This window comes from Streptantibioticus ferralitis, assembly GCF_029223525.1.
Classification (GTDB): domain Bacteria; phylum Actinomycetota; class Actinomycetes; order Streptomycetales; family Streptomycetaceae; genus Streptantibioticus_A; species Streptantibioticus_A ferralitis.
In genome coordinates this window covers 500723-516136 of the sequence record NZ_JARHTQ010000002.1, presented here as the reverse complement: position 1 = coordinate 516136, position 15414 = coordinate 500723, and the positions used below count along the sequence as shown (strand labels likewise).

Genomic DNA, 15414 nt, shown 5'->3' with positions numbered 1-15414 from the left:
CACATCGCGCCGCCCAGGGCGCACCGCGATTTCGTCATTTACACCGCGCCGGGAGTTGATGCGCGCCGTACGGCTACACCGCGGAGCCACGGCCGTCATTCATGGCAGGCCACGGAGCTGCTGCCGCCGCATCGGGACGGAAAACAACCACTTCCGACCGTCGCGAAGGTTCAGGCGGCGCGTGAGGCTGCTCGGAACCCGAGACTCCACCGAACACGTGAGCGAACCACTGCCCCCTGATCTGTACCGGCTGCGCACCCTGCAGACCTACCTGCGATTGCAGCTGGACGCGGTGAACACTCACATCGAGCAGCTCGAACAGGTCCGACGCACCAAGGAGCAGCACGCTCGCCGCTCGACGCGGCAACGCGAGGAAGCCCCCTCCACGGCCGTCCCGGACGACGGCCTTCGGTGGTGGCGGTTCGCCCCCGACCGGAGCGGTCGGGGCGGCGGGACGCTGCACCGCGGCGACTGCCACAGCGGCGCGGGCGCCCTGCTGAGCTTGGCGGAGGCGCGGGCGATACTCGCCGAGGGCGCCCGACCGTGCCAGAACTGCCGCCCCGAGGACCGCCTGCGGCAGTAGCGCCGCGCTGCGCGGGCCCGAAGGAACCCGCGCCCCAACTCCGCGCAGAAGTGGGCCGAAAGACGTGTGAACTCTTCTGCCGTCAGACGAATCCGACTCTCCCGAGCACGTCACGGCCTCCGCTCGACGGTGCGCGCGCAGGCACGGAGATGCGAGGTCGCCGAGCGGCTCATGGCGGTTACGCCGTCGGTCCCTGCGAGAGCCGTACCATGGTGCCCGACGGATCGCGGAACGCGCAGTCGCGCGGCCCCCAGGGCTGTTCCATGGGCTCCTGCAACACCTCGGCGCCGGATGCCCGCACCTTCTCGAACGCCGCGTCGAGATCGTCTACCCGGAAGACGATGTGCTGCAGAACGCCCTTGGTGAGCAGCTCCTGTAGGGCGTCGCCGTCGGCCTGGGATCGGCCGGCGTGCGGCTCCGAGAGCACGATCTCAAGGCCCGGCTGATCCGGGCTGCCGAGGGTGACCCAGCGGAATCCACCCGAAGCGACGTCGTTGCGCACCTCAAGGCCGAGCGCGTCACGGTAGAAGCCGAGCGACTCGTCCGGGTCGTTGACGGTGATGTGGCAGTACTGGAGTGCGATGGTCATGTGGCCAACGCTAGGCGACGGCTTCCCGGGCCGCTTCTCCATTCCTGCTCGGCAGGTTTCTGGTCGGCAGGATTCTGGTCGGCCGGGTGCGCACCTTCGCCACACACGCGGGCATCGCCGTCACGGCGTGGTGCTCCCGGCTGCGGTAGGCGCTCGGCGTCTCCCCCACGAGCTCGGTGAAGCGCGAGCTGAACGAGCCGAGTGAGGTACAGCCGACCGTCATGCATGCGTCGGTCACGCTCATACCCCCGCGCAGCAGCGCCATCGCGCGCTCGATCCGGCGGGTCATGAGGTAGCTGTACGGCGTCTCGCCGTAGGCCGCCCGGAACTGTCGCGAGAAGTGGCCCGGCGACATGAGTGCGTGCTGAGCCATGGTCGGCACGTCGAGCGGACGTGCGAACTCCCGGTCGATCAGATCCCGTGCCCGGCGCAGGTGCGCGAGGTTGGCGAGCTCTTGCGGGTTCATGGCACGACGCTACCATCAGCCCTCGGAAGAACGCTGCTGACCTGCAAGGATTGCACCTATGGCGAAGCGTTCCGGTCAGCTGGAAGGGCTGCTACCGGGGATGCAGGATGACCTTGGTGTACCCCTCTACGCGCTTGTCGAACTTCTCGTACGCCGCAGGTGCCTGGTCAAGGGGCAGCTCGTGGGAGACGACGAAGCTCGGCTTCGCGCGGCCCTCGATGATGAGGTCGCGCAGCAGCCGGTTGTAGCGCTTGACGTTGCACTGCCCGGTGCCCATGCGCAACCCCTTCTCGAAGAGCCTGCCGATGGCGACGAGGAGCATGCCGTGCTTCGACTGCTCGTCAGGGCCGCCGGGGTCGGCCGGGACGTACAGGCCCGGTACGCCGAGCGCGCCAGTCGCCCGCACCGACTCGACGAGCGAGTTCAGGACGGTGGCGGGCTCCTCGCGGTCCTCGGTGACCGCGTGCGCCTGGTACCCGACCGCGTCGATGCCCTTGTCCGTGCCTTCGCCGCCGGTCTGGTCCTTGATCTGCTCCACCGGATCGCCCTCGGCGAAGTTGATCGGGATCGCTCCTATCTCCTCGGCCTTCTGCAGCCGCTCAAGCACCCGGTCCACGACGAAGACCTTCTTGGCGCCGCGCAGCATGGCGGAGTAGGCGGCCATGAGGCCGACCGGGCCGCCGCCGTACACCACGACGCTCTCGCCCGGGGAGACCTGGGCGAGTTCGTTGCCGTGGTAGCCGGTCGGGAAGATGTCGGCGAGCAGGATGAAGTCGCTTTCGTTCTCGGTTCCCGGGGGGAGCTTCAGGCAGTTGAAGTCGGCGTAGGGGACCCGCAGGTACTCGGCCTGTCCGCCCGGCCATGGCCCCATGGCGACATAGCCGTACGCGCCACCGGCGAAGCCGGGGTTAACGGTCAGGCAGAATCCCGTGTAGCCCGAGACGCAGTTCTTGCAGAAGCCGCAGGCGACGTTGAATGGCATGACCACCCGGTCACCCCGCTTGAGCGACGTGACCCCCTGGCCGGTTTCCTCGATGATGCCGAGGTTCTCGTGGCCGAAGACGATGCCCGGCTCGGCCGCTGTGCGCCCTTCGTACATATGAAGGTCCGAGCCGCAGATCGCGGTGGATGTCACCTTCACGATCACGTCGTTCGGGTGCTGGATCCGGGGATTCGGGGCCTCCTCCACCGCCACTTCGAACGGTCCCTTGTAAACGACAGCCTTCATTGCCCACCACCTCCGATCAGCGATGTGCCACTTGCCACCCGGAGGCGAACGACACCACCAGGGGGACGTCGCCTCACGCGACCGGAGAGTGTGCGATGGCGGTGACCGCTCGCCTCATGTGACCCACACCTCATGCTCCACCCGCGTGAAGCGTCCGACAACCTGGCTACTCTGGGGGCAAATGTCCAGTTCCTGAGTAGTCCTGAGTAGTGCCGACAAGAAGGAGGACGGGAAAGTGACACAGCGCTTCGGGACCTTGATGGTGCCCGTGCCCGGCCTGTCCGGCACCACTTACCCGCCCGGAACCAAGGTCGCCATCCGCGGCCGCGGGGCGACGGTCGACGCGTTCGTCCACGGTGACTGGCTTCCGCTTGCCTGGTGGGAGTTCGCCGAGGGGCACACCGAGGACACCACCGAAAGCTGACCGCTTTCGCTCCGCGGAGCCCCGTTGCCGGCCACTGTCGCGTTCTGCACCGGGTCGCGTCAAGCGCGCCTCCTGGTGAGCCGGAAAAGCGCGGAGCGCCGGCTCGCCGGAAAAGCGATTGAGCGGAAACGAATAACCATCATTTCGTTCCGGGTTATTTGGATTACTGCCGTGGCGTGCGCTCCGCGCGGGATTCCGCCGCTATTCTGACCGCCGCACAGCATCCTCAGGCCTGCGACAGGACCGGTGGGACCGCGACGCCATGACGACACCGCCCGAGAACGCCGACCCGCGGCGCCAGGTCGCGCGTACGGAAGTGCTGCTGGCCGACCCCCGGTTGACCGACGCGGCGCAGCGCCTCGGCCGAGGAGTGGTGAAGGCCGCTGTCGTCACCGCCCAGTGCCGGGCCCGGGCTGGCGAGATCCCCCCGACCGCGGTCGCCGACGCCGCGACATGCCGGTGAACACCAGGCCGTCCTCCGGAACAGCGTTCCACTCCTTGCACGCCACCTCGCACGCCTTGCAGCCGATGCACACGGAAGTGTTGGTGAAGAACCCCATCCGCGGCGGATGGTCGCGGTGACCGGCTGCCCCGGCCACGTCTGGCTGTGGCCCGAACACAGGACTGCCGTGCGCGGTCTCGGATCTCTCGGCGGCGCCGGTCACAGGAACTGTCTCCGTTCCGCAGCATCCGGACCGAGGAGGGAATGTCCCGATTACCACCGCCGGGGCCAGGTGAAACGGTGCGGCTCCCGCCTCGCCTGCGAGACGGGAGCCGCGGGATCAGCTGCGCGTGGGGGTGCTCAGCTGACGTTGACGGCTGTGTCGTCGATGACGAAGGAGGTCTGCAGCTCTTTGTCCTCGCTGCCGGTGAACTTCAGCGTGACGTTCTGTCCCGCGTAGGCCGACAGGTCGAAGGTGTGCTGGGCGTACCCGGTGTTGTGGTTGAGGTTCGAATAGCCGGCCAGTGTCCCGAGCACGGTGCCGGAGCTGTTCAGGACCTGCACGGTGAGGGTGTCGTAGGCGATGGTCGTGGAGGTCTCGGCGGTGTCGATGTGCAGCCAGAAGCTCAACTGGTAGCTGGCGCAACCGCTCGGGATGCTGACGGTCTGGGAGAGGGTGTCGGTGTGCGTGGTGCCGTAGCCGTCCAGCCAGGCGTCCCAGGATCCGCTGTGCGGCGGCTCGCTGCTGCTGTTGTTGATCACTCCGGACGACGCGGACCACGGTGCCGAACCGCCGGTCTCGAAGCCGGGGTTGCCCAGCAACTGGGCAGGAGTGCACCCACTGGAGGACGGGTTGACCGTCCAGGTGAAGGTGGTGCTGCCGCTGGCGTTGCTGGTGTCGGTCGCCGTCACCGAGACCGTGGACGTGCCGGCGGTAGTCGGGGTACCGGAGATCAGGCCGGTCGAGGCGTCGATCGACAGACCGGCGGGCAGTCCGCTCGCGCTGTAGGTGAGGGCCTGGCCGGACGCCGAGTCATCGGCGTGGATCTGCAGGCTGGCCGCGGTGCCGACGGTACCGGTCTGGTTCCCCGGGCTCGCCACCGTCACCGTGTTGCCTGCGGCCGGGTTGACGGTCCAGGTGAAGGAGGTGGACCCGGACGGCCCGGTGGAGTCGCTGGCGGTCACGGTGACGGTGGACGTGCCGGCGGCGCTCGGAGTGCCGGAGATCAGGCCGGTCGAGGCGTCGATCGACAGACCGGCGGGCAGTCCGGTGGCCGCGTAGGAGAGCGTGCCGCCCGCGGTGTCGGTCGCCGAGATCTGCAGGCTGGCGGCGGCGCCGACGGTACCGGTCTGGTTCCCGGGGCTCGTCACGCTCACGCTGCCACTGCTGGTCTGGCCGAAGTCGGAGTTGAACGTCGACTCTATGCCGCTCAGCACGCTCGGGTCGTTGATGATCAGACCCAGCTCGCGGTTGTGGTTGAGCGAGTTGTCGGAGAAGTTCTCCGAGCCTGCGAACACCTTCGCGGTCGAGGTGCCGTAGTCGGCCACGATCGCCTTGGCGTGTACGAAGAAGCCGGTCGAGCTCGTGTAGGTGGTCACCTTGCCGCCCGCGGCGGTCACCTGGTTGAGCTGGGTGTTGTACTTCGACGACTGGTTCTCCGCGACGACACGGACGGCCACGCCGCGCTGCGCGTCCGCGACGATCGCGTTGACCAGGGCGGGGTCGCCGAACTCTTCCTGCTCGACGTCAAGGCTGTGCTGCGCGCCGTTGACCAGCGACAGCAGGTGGCTCTGGGAGTCGGTGGGCGACCAGACCAGGTCATCGCCGTCGGTCGGGGTGACCGAGGTCTTCGCGTAATCGGCGTTGAAGACGTTCTCGATCGCGGCGACGTCGTTGCTGTCGCTGTCGAAGACCCCGTAGTCGCGCGAGGTGGAGTAGTAGGTGGTGTCGAAGTTGCCCGTGCTGATGTAGGACTTGGCGCCGTCGACGGTGATCGTCTTCTGGTGCGTGTAGACGTAGGCCGAGGACGAGTAGGTGACGCCGACGCCGCCTGCGGACAGTGCGCTGTACGCGGCGCCGTTGACGGACGTGTGCTGGGCATCCATGATCACGCGGACCTGGACGCCTGCCTTCTCCTTGTTCACCAGGTCGTTGACCAGTGTGGTGTCGCGCAGCTCGTAGATCGTCACATCGATCGACTTCGTCGCCGAGTTGACGAAGTTGTAGATCGCACTCTCACCCTGATCCGGCAGGATCACCAGGGAGTAGGCGCTGGCCGCGTGGGCGGTGGTGGGTACGAGCGCGCTGGCCGCAGCTATGGCGCCTGCAACCAGGACGCGTCTCAGACGGCGGGTGGCACTCATCAGGGCCTCCTGACGAAGTCGGGTACGCGCAACGCGCGTAGCGCCCTTCAGTAAGGCACAGTCCTGACGACTCGTGAATACCTTGCGACCGACCGGTAGTTGAACAACGAGAAAAGCCGCAGGCGGGGACGGTGCGGTTCTCGCTACCCGACGAAGCGCGCTCCCGGACAGCGGGACCCATCCCCAACAGGCCCACAATTTGAAAATGAAATCCACTTGCATATAGCCTGGGGTGACCCGCCCCCGAGACCCCGAAAGGCCTCTGACATGGCCGTGCCGAAGCGCAAGATGTCCCGCAGCAACACCCGCCACCGGCGGGCCCAATGGAAGGCGGTCCGGCCCGACCTCGCGACGATCACCATCGACGGGCGCCAGTACCAGGTCCCGCGCCGCCTCGTGCGCGCGTACGAGCGCGGCCTGCTCCTCCCCGAGGCCTGATCGCACCATGGGAGAACGCCTTCCGGTCACCGTCTTGTCCGGATTCCTCGGCTCGGGGAAGACCACGCTGCTGAACCACGTGTTGAACAACCGCGACGGCCTGCGCGTCGCGGTGATCGTCAACGACATGAGCGAGGTCAACATCGACGCCGCACTGGTGCGTGACGGCGACGCCGCCCTCTCGCGGACACAGGAGCGGCTGGTCGAGATGACCAACGGATGCATCTGCTGCACCCTGCGCGACGACCTACTGGAAGAAGTCGACCGGCTGGCGCGCGAGGACCGGTTCGACTACCTGCTCATCGAGTCCAGCGGCATCTCCGAGCCGATGCCGGTCGCCGCCACGTTCGCCTTCCCCCGCGACGACGGCGCCACCCTCGGCGACATAGCGCGGCTCGACACCATGGTCACCGTCGTGGACGCCGCCAACTTCCTGCCGGAGCTCGCGGACGGCGACGAACTGACCGCGCGCGGTCTCGACCAGTACCAGGACGACGAGCGCACCGTCAGCGATCTCCTCATGGACCAGGTCGAGTTCGCCGACGTCATCGTGCTGAACAAGACCGACCTCGTGGACGCGGCGCAATCGGCGCAGTTGCGCGCCACACTGTCCCGCCTCAACCCGCCCGCCCGGATCATCACCGCGCGGCACGGCCGTGTCGCGCCCCACGAGATCCTCGGCACCGGCCGCTTCGACCTGGAGCGCGCACAGCAGGCCCCCGGCTGGGTGATGGAACTCAACGCAGACCACACTCCGGAGACCGAGGAGTACGGCATCTCCTCCACGGTCTTCCGCTCCCAGCGCCCCTTCCACCCCGGTCGCCTGTGGGACTTCGTGACCGGCGGCCTGGACAGCGGCGAGTACGGCAGCGTGCTGCGCTCCAAGGGGTTCTTCGTCCTCGCGACCCGGCCGCACGTGACGGGGCTGTGGTCGCAGGCCGGCGCGGTCGCCCGCTTCGAACCCTCCGGCGCGCGCACGGCCTCGACCGACCAGGGCCAGGAACTGGTCTTCATCGGAACCGGTCTCCAGTCCGCAGCCCTGAGCAGGGCACTGGAAGCATGTCTCGTCACGGACGCCGAACGCGCAGCGGGGCAGGGCCAGTGGGCGACCGTCGCAGACCCATTCCCGGCGTGGGACACGTACGACATCGACGAAGCATGCGAACACGAGCACGTATGACGCCCCCAGGTGTCGGGACCGACCGCCGGTCCCGACATCCCCCGCGCGGCGCGACTCACTCAGCGGCGCCTTTCACACTTACCGACATGCCGCGCGACCTGCGCGGACAAGTTCCCGGCAGGCGCACTTCCCAGCCGAGGCGGCCAGGCGTGGATATGACATGGATCACAGGGGGTCTAGACAGTGGCGCAAGCCGAAACTAGTCTCGCGGTCGCGGTGCTCCCGGCCTCCGCGTCGGGAGCACCGACCAACTCCATCGGCGGCGGATGCGCAGCGCACTGCTAGCCCACCTGGCCCGCGACCACCCGGGTCCAGGTCGTCGGCAGGCCCCTCCCGGGCCCGGGGATGCTCTTCCCCACGGCTTCCAGCTGTACCGTCCCTCTCCGGCCTGCAACGGAACCCTGCGCGACGCCGAAAAAGCGTCCGTGCATGGGCAGTTGCAGGACGGCACGCGGCGTTCGTACGACACGTTCGCGCAGTGCACCGACTGCGGACAGGCCTACTGGCGAGGCGCTCACCACGCCCGACTGAACGCGATCGTGGACGAGGCGGTACGCGAGTTCGGCGCTCAGCCGTCGCCCCCGTCCGCCGACTCTGCCCTGACCTGTTGGTCCGCAACCTCACCTGACGTCGGTCCGGTGCCCCGCGTCGCAGGGGCCGGTGCCCGCGCCGCCCAGGTGGAAGGCGGTGCGAGCGACATGGCCCGCGTCGTAGAGGGCGGGGCTGGTTGAGGTGACGGTCATGCCGGGTGCGTCGGACGAGCCGATGAGGCGAAAGCCTCTGATCCAGGAGGAGCCCCGGGCAGTGCCGGGACGGCCGTCGCCCATCTCCTCGCAGGACGTGCCGTTGGCGTGGGCGACCTCACCGAAAGCGGTGATGACCTGCGCACGGTTGAAGCCACCGTGCCACAGCGAGCCGGGGAAGTAGCCGACTGCCCGCTCGTTGTAGAACAGCCACCAGTCGCCGGCCAGGTTCCGGATGGTGAACCGGGCGGACGTCCCGGCCCGTACCGCCATGCCAGCCTTGATCTGGCCCGAGACGGGAACGAATCCACAGGCGTTGTAGCAGCTCTCGGCGCCGTCCACCCAGTGGTAGACGAACAGGTGCGGACGTGTGTCGCCGTTGAGGCCCAGGTCGACGGTCCACCCGATCTCCACGGTGGACTTGCGGTCGGTGGACTGCAGGGCCAGTTCCTGCAGGGAGTGGGACTGCTGGTCACCGGCCTTGATACGCGGTGCCGCCTGGAGCATCCGCACACTGGCTCCCGAGGCGTCGGTGATCTGCCGACCGGAGACGTAGTCGTAGCACGCGCCGTACCAGCAGATCGGCCCGGAGCCCGTGGCCGTTGACGGTGCGGGCCGCGGTTGCCGATGGATGGTGCCGGCCTGGGCCTGCGTACCCGTGCACAGCAGGCCGAGCGCGGCCGCGACGAGGGTGGTCACACCGTAGCGGATCGTTCCTCGTATTCGCATGGACAGCTCCGATCAGGGCGGACATGCCGCGGACGGTGAAGTGGGGAGTCCGGACCGGCATGGCGGTGTAAGTGAACGTGTAACTGTGCTTACGTGACCAGTTAAGCTAGCGGTGCCACAACAGGCCGCGCAATACCCTGACTTGCTGGACCGGTCCGGCCCTGCCGGCTTGGTCCCCTGGGCGGATCAGCCGTCAAGTCGCGGCGCCGGCTGCGGAGATGACGAGAAGAGGAGCACGATGCCGAAGCCGACGCGGCAGGCCGAGCCGCACGTACCGCCCGGCCTTGCCGGAATCGGCCAGCGCGTCCTGCGACTGCGCACCGAACGCGGACTCACCCAACGCGCACTGGCGGAACCCGAGTACACCGCCGCCTATATCTCCACCCTTGAATCGGGCAAGGTTCGCCCGTCGGAGACCGCGCTGCGCTACCTCGCCGACCGACTCGGCGTCACCTTCGAGGAGTTGTCCACCGGGCAACCGGCACATCTGGCAACCGAAGTGCGTATGCGACTCGCCGACGCACGGCAGGCGTTCTGCACCGGCGCCCTGCGGGACGCGGTAGAGCGGTACACGCTGCTGGACCATGACGCGGGCCGCCTCGGTCTGCCCGCGGAACGGGCTGCCGCCCTGGTGGGTCTGGGTGACTGCGCTCTGGAGTCCGGTGATCTCGACCAAGCCATCGAGCGGTTCCAGGCCGCCGAGGAACTGCTGGCCGACGCCCCGCTCCCGCAGCGCGTCCCGGCCGTGCGCGGTCGGGCCGTCGCCCATCTGCTCGCCGGCGACCTGCGGTACTCCTGCTACCTGCTGGAGAACGCCATCGACGAGCTCAACACCGCCGGGCTTCATGACCCCAACGCCCTGCTGCTGCTGTACTCGGCCGTGATCGCCCCGTACATGGACATGGGCGCACAGGCCCGGGCCGCCCGGGCCGCCGAACTGGCCCTCGCGCTGGCTCCGCAGGCCACCGATCCCGCGCTGGTGGCCCGTATGCACCGAGGTGTCGCCCGCACGCTGCTGGCCGAGGGCCGTACCGCCGACGCGGACGCGTCGCTGGCCAAGGCCCAGGAGCTCTACCTGCAACTGCACATCCGTACCGAACTCGCCCACTGCCACTGGATGCGCGGTTACGTGCGGGCTCAAGACGGGGACCTGACGCGGGCGGAGGACGAACTGCGCATCGCACGCACCATGCTGGCCGACCGCCAGGCCACCTTGTACACGGTCCAGATCAACGTCGAGCTTGCCGATGTGCTGCGTCGCCGACGGAAGTACGACGAAGCCGAGCAGCTCCTGTCGGACCTCCTCGGCGAACTCGGCACCGGGCGTGGAGCGGTGCACGCGGGCGGCGCCCACCGGCTGCTCGGGCTCATCGCCGAAGAACGCGGATTCCCACAGGACGCCGAGGAGCACTACCGGGCGGCGCTCGCCCTGCTCGAACAGGCCGGTGCCGTAGGGGACATCGCCGATCTGTGCCGCCTCCTCGGCGACCTGCTACGCCGCACCGGCCGCACCGAGGCGGCACTTGACATCTACCGGACAGGCCTTGGCCACCGCGCCGCTCCTGGCACCACAACCCTCGGGCCCGCCCCGGCGGATCCCCCGCTCTGAGCGGGCGACATGCCATGTGGGCCGTGCGGAGGTAGGGTTCGCACCCGCGACCGCGGTACCCGACGGTAGGCCCATCACCGCAGGACCGGAGTTGCGGCGTACATCGGGTACCCGCAGGCTGTATCTGGCAGGCGACCTTGATGACGCAAAGAGGTGATCAGGTTGCAGGACCATTCACGCCCGGTCAACCTTCCGAAACGTTGGTGTGGGTGACGCGTGCCGCCTCATGGGCCGGCATCCGGTGAGTCCCGTCGCGGCTCCCCAACGACCGGCCCCAGCAAAGGAATCAGGCAGACGGGTACCGGTTTCGCAACCTCCGTCCAGCTCCGGATCAGGTGTCCGGAGTACTTCTTTGCGGCACGCGCTGCGGACTCCTCGCTCGATCCGTGTTGTCCGCTGACCGTCTGGTCCGCGGTGGCCCAAGTGGTCGAAGCGTATGACCACCTGTGGCCACAGCCCGCCACCAGCGAAAAGGAGCCACAGGACATGGGTGGAAAGCGAAAGACACTCGCCGTACTGACCGGAACCGCGCTGGCAGCCGGACTCACCAGCCAGGCCTTCGGGGCCATCGCCACCACCGCCGCCCACCCGCCAACCCTGCGCACCGCAGCCACGGGGTCCGGGATGTCGGTGGTGGAGTGGAACCGCGAGCTCATCTCCATCCTGAGCGATCCGAAGGCCCAACCGTCCACCGTCCACCCCACGCGCAGCTTCGCGATCCTCCAGGCCGCCGAGTACGACGCGGTGGTGTCGATCACCCGGGCCGACCCCGCCTACTTGTTCTCGGTGTCGGCGCCCCGCGCCGCCCGCGCGGACGCCGCGGCGGACCAGGCGGCCCACGATGTGCTGGTCGCCCTGTACCCGGGCAAGCGCGCCAGCGTGGACCAGCGGCTCAGCAGCCAGTTGTCCGCGATTCCCAACGGCCCGGGCAAGCGGACGGGGATGCGCGTCGGAGCCGTGGTCGCCCGCCGGCTGATCAGCCTGCGGTCCCGTGACGGGTCCTCGGCCAAGCCGCCGCGGTTCGCCCCTGGCAACACGGCCGGCGACTACCGGCCCACGCCGCCCGACTTCCCCACGCCGGTCTTCACCAACTGGGGCTCGGTGAAGCCTTTCGTGCTGGACAGCGGAAGCCAGTTCCGCCCGGCAGCGCCCCCAGCGGTGAGCAGCGCCGCGTACGCCACCGCCCTGAACGAGGTCAAAGGCCTGGGCCGGAAGACCAGCACCACCCGCACCGCCGATCAGACCGCGGCCGGAAAGTTCTGGGCGGCAGCCCCCGTCTGGAACGTCTGGAACCAGGTGGCGCAGGGCCTTGTCACCTCCCGGAGCGCGAACCTGGAGGAGGCGGTGAAGGTCTTCGCCGCGCTCGATCTGTCCCTCGCCGACACCGCGATCGCTATGTACGACGCCAAGTACCACTACCGCGTGTGGCGGCCCATCACCGCCATCCGGCTCGGCGGTACGCACTACAACCCGAGCATCGTCGGCGATCCCGCCTGGACGCCCCTGCTGCCGACCGCCCCGGATCCGTCCTACCCCGCCGCCCACGGCGCGCTCAGCCAGGCTGCGGCGACGACGCTGGCCGGGTTCTACGGTGCGCGGCACCCTCTCACGGTGACGTCGAAGGGCGTCAGCCGAACCTTCGCCGGCTTCCAGGACGCCGCCACCGAAGCGTGGCTCAGCCGAATCTGGTCCGGCCAGCACACCTCCCTCGACAACCGCGCGGGCCAGCAACTCGGCACGCGGGTGGCCGATTTCGTGGCACACCACCTCTGACCGCCCGCGCCCGGGGCCAGCTGTACGCGGTACGCGGGGCACAGCCGGCCCCGGGCGCGCTCTGCGCCGTACGAGGGCAGGGCGAGCGCGGACGGATCAGCCCTGGGCGATCTCCCGGACCTCGGCGGTGACTGTCATGTGCTCGTCGTGGATCTCCAGGAACCGCCGGGTCCACTCCAGGGCCTCGGCCTTGTCCTTGGCCTGGAGGATGGCGTAGCCACCGATGACTTCCTTGCTCTCGATGAAGGGGCCGTCGGTGTAGCTGAGCTTGCCGCCGGACCAGGTGACCCGGGTGCCCTCGGAGGTCGGAGTGAGTCCGGCCGTGTCCAGCATGACGCCGGCCTTGGTGACCTCGTCCAACAGCGCGCCCATACGCTCACCGAACTCGGGGCTGGCGCTCTCGGCGGGGTGGTTCTGCTCGTCGATACGGATCATCGTCAGGTAACGCGGCATGGTGAGACTCCCAGGTCGGGGGCAGGGTCTTTCCCTGCTCTCACCCCTTGCGTCGAACGAGAGACGTCCGATTCGACAGCTCCGGGGAAGTTTTTTTGAGGATCTTCCGGGGCGGCTCCGGGACCCGCGGACGCGAGGCCGGTCCGACGATCAACGTTCGCTGAGACCGAACAACAACGGTGCCGGATTCACCCGATCGGGCGCTGCGCGATAATTCGAACACGTGCTTGAATTTGCGCATGCTGTACACCTTCCCCGACGACCTCATGCAGGCCCAGCTCGACTGGTACGCCGTGTACCACCAGCTCGCAGGGGCCGAGCACGAGTCCCAGACGACGGTCCTGCGGCGCACGCTGCAGCGGCTTTCGGTACGGATCTCGACGCATCCGTACTGGGCGAGCCTGCCCGGCTCAGTGCCAGCGGCCCGGATGGAACTCAAGCAAGCGGCCTGGCAGGCGGTACACGAGAAGACAGGACCCCGGGCGCGCGCCTGACGGTAGGGTGCAGGCACGCTCTGACCCACTTGCCGAGCAGGCACTGCACACCTCCGGCCAGGGGAGCGCCAACTCCGCTGATTATCCGCAGACTTGGCCGCCAACACGAAGCGTACGCACGTAGAACTCACGCCCCGGCTGTCCCGACACGTCCAGTAGCGAGGCCGCACCCTCCGAGCTTGACAGAGCGGGGTGGTCATTGGGTCGCGCCCGGCCAGGGCTCGCGGTTCGCAGTCTCACCGAGCGGCACCTTCAAGCAAGGCCGATACTTGGAAACGATACTGGGAAAAGTAGACATAAGAGGCATGCCCACTAGTGGTTCTTCGAACGAACGCGGGGCACCAGTCATGGACGTTCTGGTGGTCGGGGCAGGCCCGACCGGGCTCCTGCTCGCGGGTGATCTCGCCAGGTCCGGAGCCGATGTCACGGTGTTGGAACGACGCGATCGCGAATCGAACTTGAGTCGCGCCTTCGGCATCCACGCACGAACCCTGGAGCAGCTCGACGCCCGAGGCCTGGCCGACGAACTGATCCGTACCGGGACAACAGTCCGGGGGCTGCGTCCGTTCGGCCCCATCAGTGTTGACTTCTCCAGGCTCCGAACACGCTTCCCTTTCATGCTTATTACTCCTCAGTGGCAGGTTGAGCGGTTCCTGCTGCGCCGGGCCGAGGAAGCGGGTGCCACGATACTGCGCGGGGCTCGGGCCATCGGGCTACGGCAGGACCCGGACGGCGTTGACGTGGACGTGCGCCATCCAGACGGCGCCACGGCCACACTTCGGGCCAGCTATGCGGTCGGTGCTGATGGGGCACGCAGCACCGTCAGGCAAAACCTGGGCATGCCATTCCCCGGCAAGTCGGCCATCAGCTCCGTGATGCTGGCCGATGTGCTGCTCGAGCGCACCCCAGACCAACCTCTTAATTTCGCCTCAAACGAACATGGTTTTACCTTCTTCGCACCCATTGGAGACGGCTGGTACCGGGTCATTGCCTGGGACCGGCAACGGCAGTTGCCCGACGATGCGCCGGTCACATTGGAGGAAGTCCGGGACATCACGAGGCGAACTATCGGCGATGACCTCGGGATGCACGACCCGCGTTGGCTTTCCCGCTTCCACAGCGACGAACGGCAGGTACCCCGCTACCGGCAAGGAAGGGTGTTCCTCGCGGGCGACGCCGCACACATCCACTCGCCCGCCGGCGGCATGGGCATGAACACCGGGATCCAGGACGCCGCCAACCTCGGCTGGAAATTGGGAGCCGTTCTGCAGGGCTGGGCTGGTGATGCGCTACTGGACAGCTACCACACGGAGCGGCACCCGGTGGGGCGAATGGTGTTGCGCGTTAGTCACGCACTCCTCACGGCCCTCATCACCCGGTCACCTCTAGTCCGCGCGCTGCGGGCTTCAGTGGCCGCCGTCGCGCATCAGCTAGGTGTGGTGGAGGCGTGCGCAGCACGCGGCATTTCCGGCATCGGGATCGCCTACCGTGCCCCTCGGGGCTCTCATCCGCTCACTGGACGCCGGGTGCCGGACCTTCGCCTGGCAGGGGATCCGGCTCGGCTGTATGAGGCGCTACGCCAGGGCAAGTTCGTGCTGGTGGGCCACGGGTTCGCTGCGGTTGCCGCGCCGTGGGCGGGGCGGGTAGTGGCGGCCTCCCCAGCGGCCAGCCTGCACCCCACACTACTGGTCCGGCCCGACGGATATGCCGCTTGGGTGGCCGAGGACCCCACCCCGGATGAGGCGCGCAAGGCCCTCACGCGATGGTTGGGCGAGGCGGGCCACCACAGGGCGTGAACGCACAGCCCGGGCTCGGCAGCGCTGCCTACCCGCCTTCGCCCCGGGCGGCAACGCGAAACCGGCCGATCGCAACATCAGGATCTGACGCTGTAGCACCAGT

Annotated in this window: 16 protein-coding genes and 1 pseudogene; 10 read left to right on the top strand and 7 right to left on the bottom strand. The window is 68.3% G+C overall.

The genetic code is table 11. The features are described 5' to 3' along the window. Positions 1–181: 181 nt before the first annotated feature. Positions 182–583 (top strand): DUF6233 domain-containing protein, encoded by a 402-nt coding sequence (locus P2L57_RS05245; protein WP_275808918.1) that lies wholly within the window; start codon positions 182–184, stop codon positions 581–583. Between the two features lie 178 nt (positions 584–761). On the opposite strand, the gene P2L57_RS05240 is transcribed toward P2L57_RS05245, so the two are convergent. The 3 genes from P2L57_RS05240 to P2L57_RS05230 all read right to left on the bottom strand — a co-directional run bounded on the left by P2L57_RS05240 (position 762) and on the right by P2L57_RS05230 (position 2866). Continuing rightward, positions 762–1172, bottom strand: a complete 411-nt coding sequence (locus P2L57_RS05240) for a VOC family protein (RefSeq protein ID WP_275808915.1) — start codon at positions 1170–1172, stop codon at positions 762–764. Positions 1173–1182: 10 nt separating this feature from the next. Then, a complete protein-coding gene (locus P2L57_RS05235; RefSeq protein ID WP_275808911.1) occupies positions 1183–1638 on the bottom strand; it encodes a helix-turn-helix transcriptional regulator in 456 nt (151 codons plus the stop codon). A gap of 91 nt (positions 1639–1729) precedes the next feature. Further along, positions 1730–2866, bottom strand: a complete 1137-nt coding sequence (locus P2L57_RS05230) for a glutathione-independent formaldehyde dehydrogenase (protein WP_275808908.1) — start codon at positions 2864–2866, stop codon at positions 1730–1732. A gap of 235 nt (positions 2867–3101) precedes the next feature. Here P2L57_RS05230 and P2L57_RS05225 point away from each other — a divergent pair, with 235 nt between their 5' ends. After that, complete coding sequence (locus tag P2L57_RS05225; protein ID WP_275809241.1) at positions 3102–3290, top strand: hypothetical protein; 189 nt, start codon at positions 3102–3104, stop codon at positions 3288–3290. A 262-nt stretch (positions 3291–3552) separates the two neighbouring features. Beyond that, entirely contained in the window at positions 3553–3753 is a 201-nt protein-coding gene (locus P2L57_RS05220; RefSeq protein ID WP_275809238.1) for a hypothetical protein, read from the top strand. On the opposite strand, the pseudogene P2L57_RS05215 reads toward P2L57_RS05220, so the two are convergent. Both P2L57_RS05215 and P2L57_RS05210 read right to left on the bottom strand, forming a co-directional pair. Continuing rightward, positions 3740–3910 (bottom strand): annotated as a pseudogene (locus P2L57_RS05215) (4Fe-4S dicluster domain-containing protein); the annotation flags it as partial. The gene P2L57_RS05220 and the pseudogene P2L57_RS05215 overlap by 14 nt on opposite strands. A gap of 182 nt (positions 3911–4092) precedes the next feature. Next, positions 4093–6096, bottom strand: a complete 2004-nt coding sequence (locus tag P2L57_RS05210) for a putative Ig domain-containing protein (protein ID WP_275808905.1) — start codon at positions 6094–6096, stop codon at positions 4093–4095. 267 nt (positions 6097–6363) lie between these two features. Here P2L57_RS05210 and rpmF point away from each other — a divergent pair, with 267 nt between their 5' ends. The 3 genes from rpmF to P2L57_RS40550 all read left to right on the top strand — a co-directional run bounded on the left by rpmF (position 6364) and on the right by P2L57_RS40550 (position 8445). Next, positions 6364–6534, top strand: a complete 171-nt coding sequence (rpmF, locus tag P2L57_RS05205; protein WP_275808902.1) for a 50S ribosomal protein L32 — start codon at positions 6364–6366, stop codon at positions 6532–6534. 7 nt (positions 6535–6541) lie between these two features. Further along, complete coding sequence (locus P2L57_RS05200) at positions 6542–7714, top strand: GTP-binding protein (RefSeq protein ID WP_275808899.1); 1173 nt, start codon at positions 6542–6544, stop codon at positions 7712–7714. Positions 7715–7980: 266 nt separating this feature from the next. Then, positions 7981–8445 carry a Mut7-C RNAse domain-containing protein gene (locus P2L57_RS40550; protein ID WP_372515609.1) on the top strand — a complete coding sequence of 155 codons (465 nt, stop codon included), beginning with the start codon at positions 7981–7983 and terminating at the stop codon, positions 8443–8445. Here P2L57_RS40550 and P2L57_RS05190 read toward each other — a convergent pair. Then, positions 8335–9186 (bottom strand): neprosin family prolyl endopeptidase, encoded by an 852-nt coding sequence (locus P2L57_RS05190; protein WP_275808897.1) that lies wholly within the window; start codon positions 9184–9186, stop codon positions 8335–8337. The two genes, P2L57_RS40550 and P2L57_RS05190, sit on opposite strands and share 111 nt — an antisense overlap. 238 nt (positions 9187–9424) lie before the next feature. Here P2L57_RS05190 and P2L57_RS05185 point away from each other — a divergent pair, with 238 nt between their 5' ends. Continuing rightward, positions 9425–10795, top strand: coding sequence for a helix-turn-helix domain-containing protein (locus P2L57_RS05185; protein WP_275808894.1), 1371 nt, complete (start codon positions 9425–9427; stop codon positions 10793–10795). 486 nt (positions 10796–11281) lie between these two features. Continuing rightward, on the top strand, positions 11282–12568 hold the full coding sequence (locus P2L57_RS05180; protein ID WP_275808891.1) for a vanadium-dependent haloperoxidase: 1287 nt from the start codon (positions 11282–11284) through the stop codon (positions 12566–12568). Positions 12569–12664: 96 nt separating this feature from the next. Here the strand turns inward: P2L57_RS05180 and P2L57_RS05175 are convergent, their stop codons facing one another. Next, entirely contained in the window at positions 12665–13021 is a 357-nt protein-coding gene (locus P2L57_RS05175) for a YciI family protein (RefSeq protein ID WP_275808888.1), read from the bottom strand. A gap of 239 nt (positions 13022–13260) precedes the next feature. Here P2L57_RS05175 and P2L57_RS05170 point away from each other — a divergent pair, with 239 nt between their 5' ends. After that, positions 13261–13515, top strand: coding sequence for a DUF8825 domain-containing protein (locus P2L57_RS05170; protein ID WP_275808885.1), 255 nt, complete (start codon positions 13261–13263; stop codon positions 13513–13515). Positions 13516–13862: 347 nt separating this feature from the next. Beyond that, positions 13863–15311: an FAD-dependent oxidoreductase gene (locus P2L57_RS05165; protein ID WP_275808882.1), complete on the top strand. Its 1449-nt coding sequence runs from the start codon at positions 13863–13865 to the stop codon at positions 15309–15311. The last annotated feature ends 103 nt before the right edge of the window (positions 15312–15414 follow it).

Bases quoted from the DNA above. Each gene is read 5' to 3' on its own strand.
- P2L57_RS05190 (WP_275808897.1), bottom strand. From the start codon at position 9,186: ATGCGAATACGAGGAACGATCCGCTACGGTGTGACCACCCTCGTCGCG.
- P2L57_RS05235 (WP_275808911.1), bottom strand. From the start codon at position 1,638: ATGAACCCGCAAGAGCTCGCCAACCTCGCGCACCTGCGCCGGGCACGG.
- P2L57_RS05170 (WP_275808885.1), top strand. From the start codon at position 13,261: ATGCTGTACACCTTCCCCGACGACCTCATGCAGGCCCAGCTCGACTGG.
- P2L57_RS05230 (WP_275808908.1), bottom strand. From the start codon at position 2,866: ATGAAGGCTGTCGTTTACAAGGGACCGTTCGAAGTGGCGGTGGAGGAG.
- P2L57_RS05185 (WP_275808894.1), top strand. From the start codon at position 9,425: ATGCCGAAGCCGACGCGGCAGGCCGAGCCGCACGTACCGCCCGGCCTT.
- P2L57_RS05240 (WP_275808915.1), bottom strand. From the start codon at position 1,172: ATGACCATCGCACTCCAGTACTGCCACATCACCGTCAACGACCCGGAC.
- P2L57_RS05210 (WP_275808905.1), bottom strand. From the start codon at position 6,096: ATGAGTGCCACCCGCCGTCTGAGACGCGTCCTGGTTGCAGGCGCCATA.
- P2L57_RS05165 (WP_275808882.1), top strand. From the start codon at position 13,863: ATGGACGTTCTGGTGGTCGGGGCAGGCCCGACCGGGCTCCTGCTCGCG.
- P2L57_RS05180 (WP_275808891.1), top strand. From the start codon at position 11,282: ATGGGTGGAAAGCGAAAGACACTCGCCGTACTGACCGGAACCGCGCTG.
- P2L57_RS40550 (WP_372515609.1), top strand. From the start codon at position 7,981: ATGCGCAGCGCACTGCTAGCCCACCTGGCCCGCGACCACCCGGGTCCA.
- rpmF (WP_275808902.1), top strand. From the start codon at position 6,364: ATGGCCGTGCCGAAGCGCAAGATGTCCCGCAGCAACACCCGCCACCGG.
- P2L57_RS05220 (WP_275809238.1), top strand. From the start codon at position 3,553: ATGACGACACCGCCCGAGAACGCCGACCCGCGGCGCCAGGTCGCGCGT.
- P2L57_RS05200 (WP_275808899.1), top strand. From the start codon at position 6,542: ATGGGAGAACGCCTTCCGGTCACCGTCTTGTCCGGATTCCTCGGCTCG.
- P2L57_RS05175 (WP_275808888.1), bottom strand. From the start codon at position 13,021: ATGCCGCGTTACCTGACGATGATCCGTATCGACGAGCAGAACCACCCC.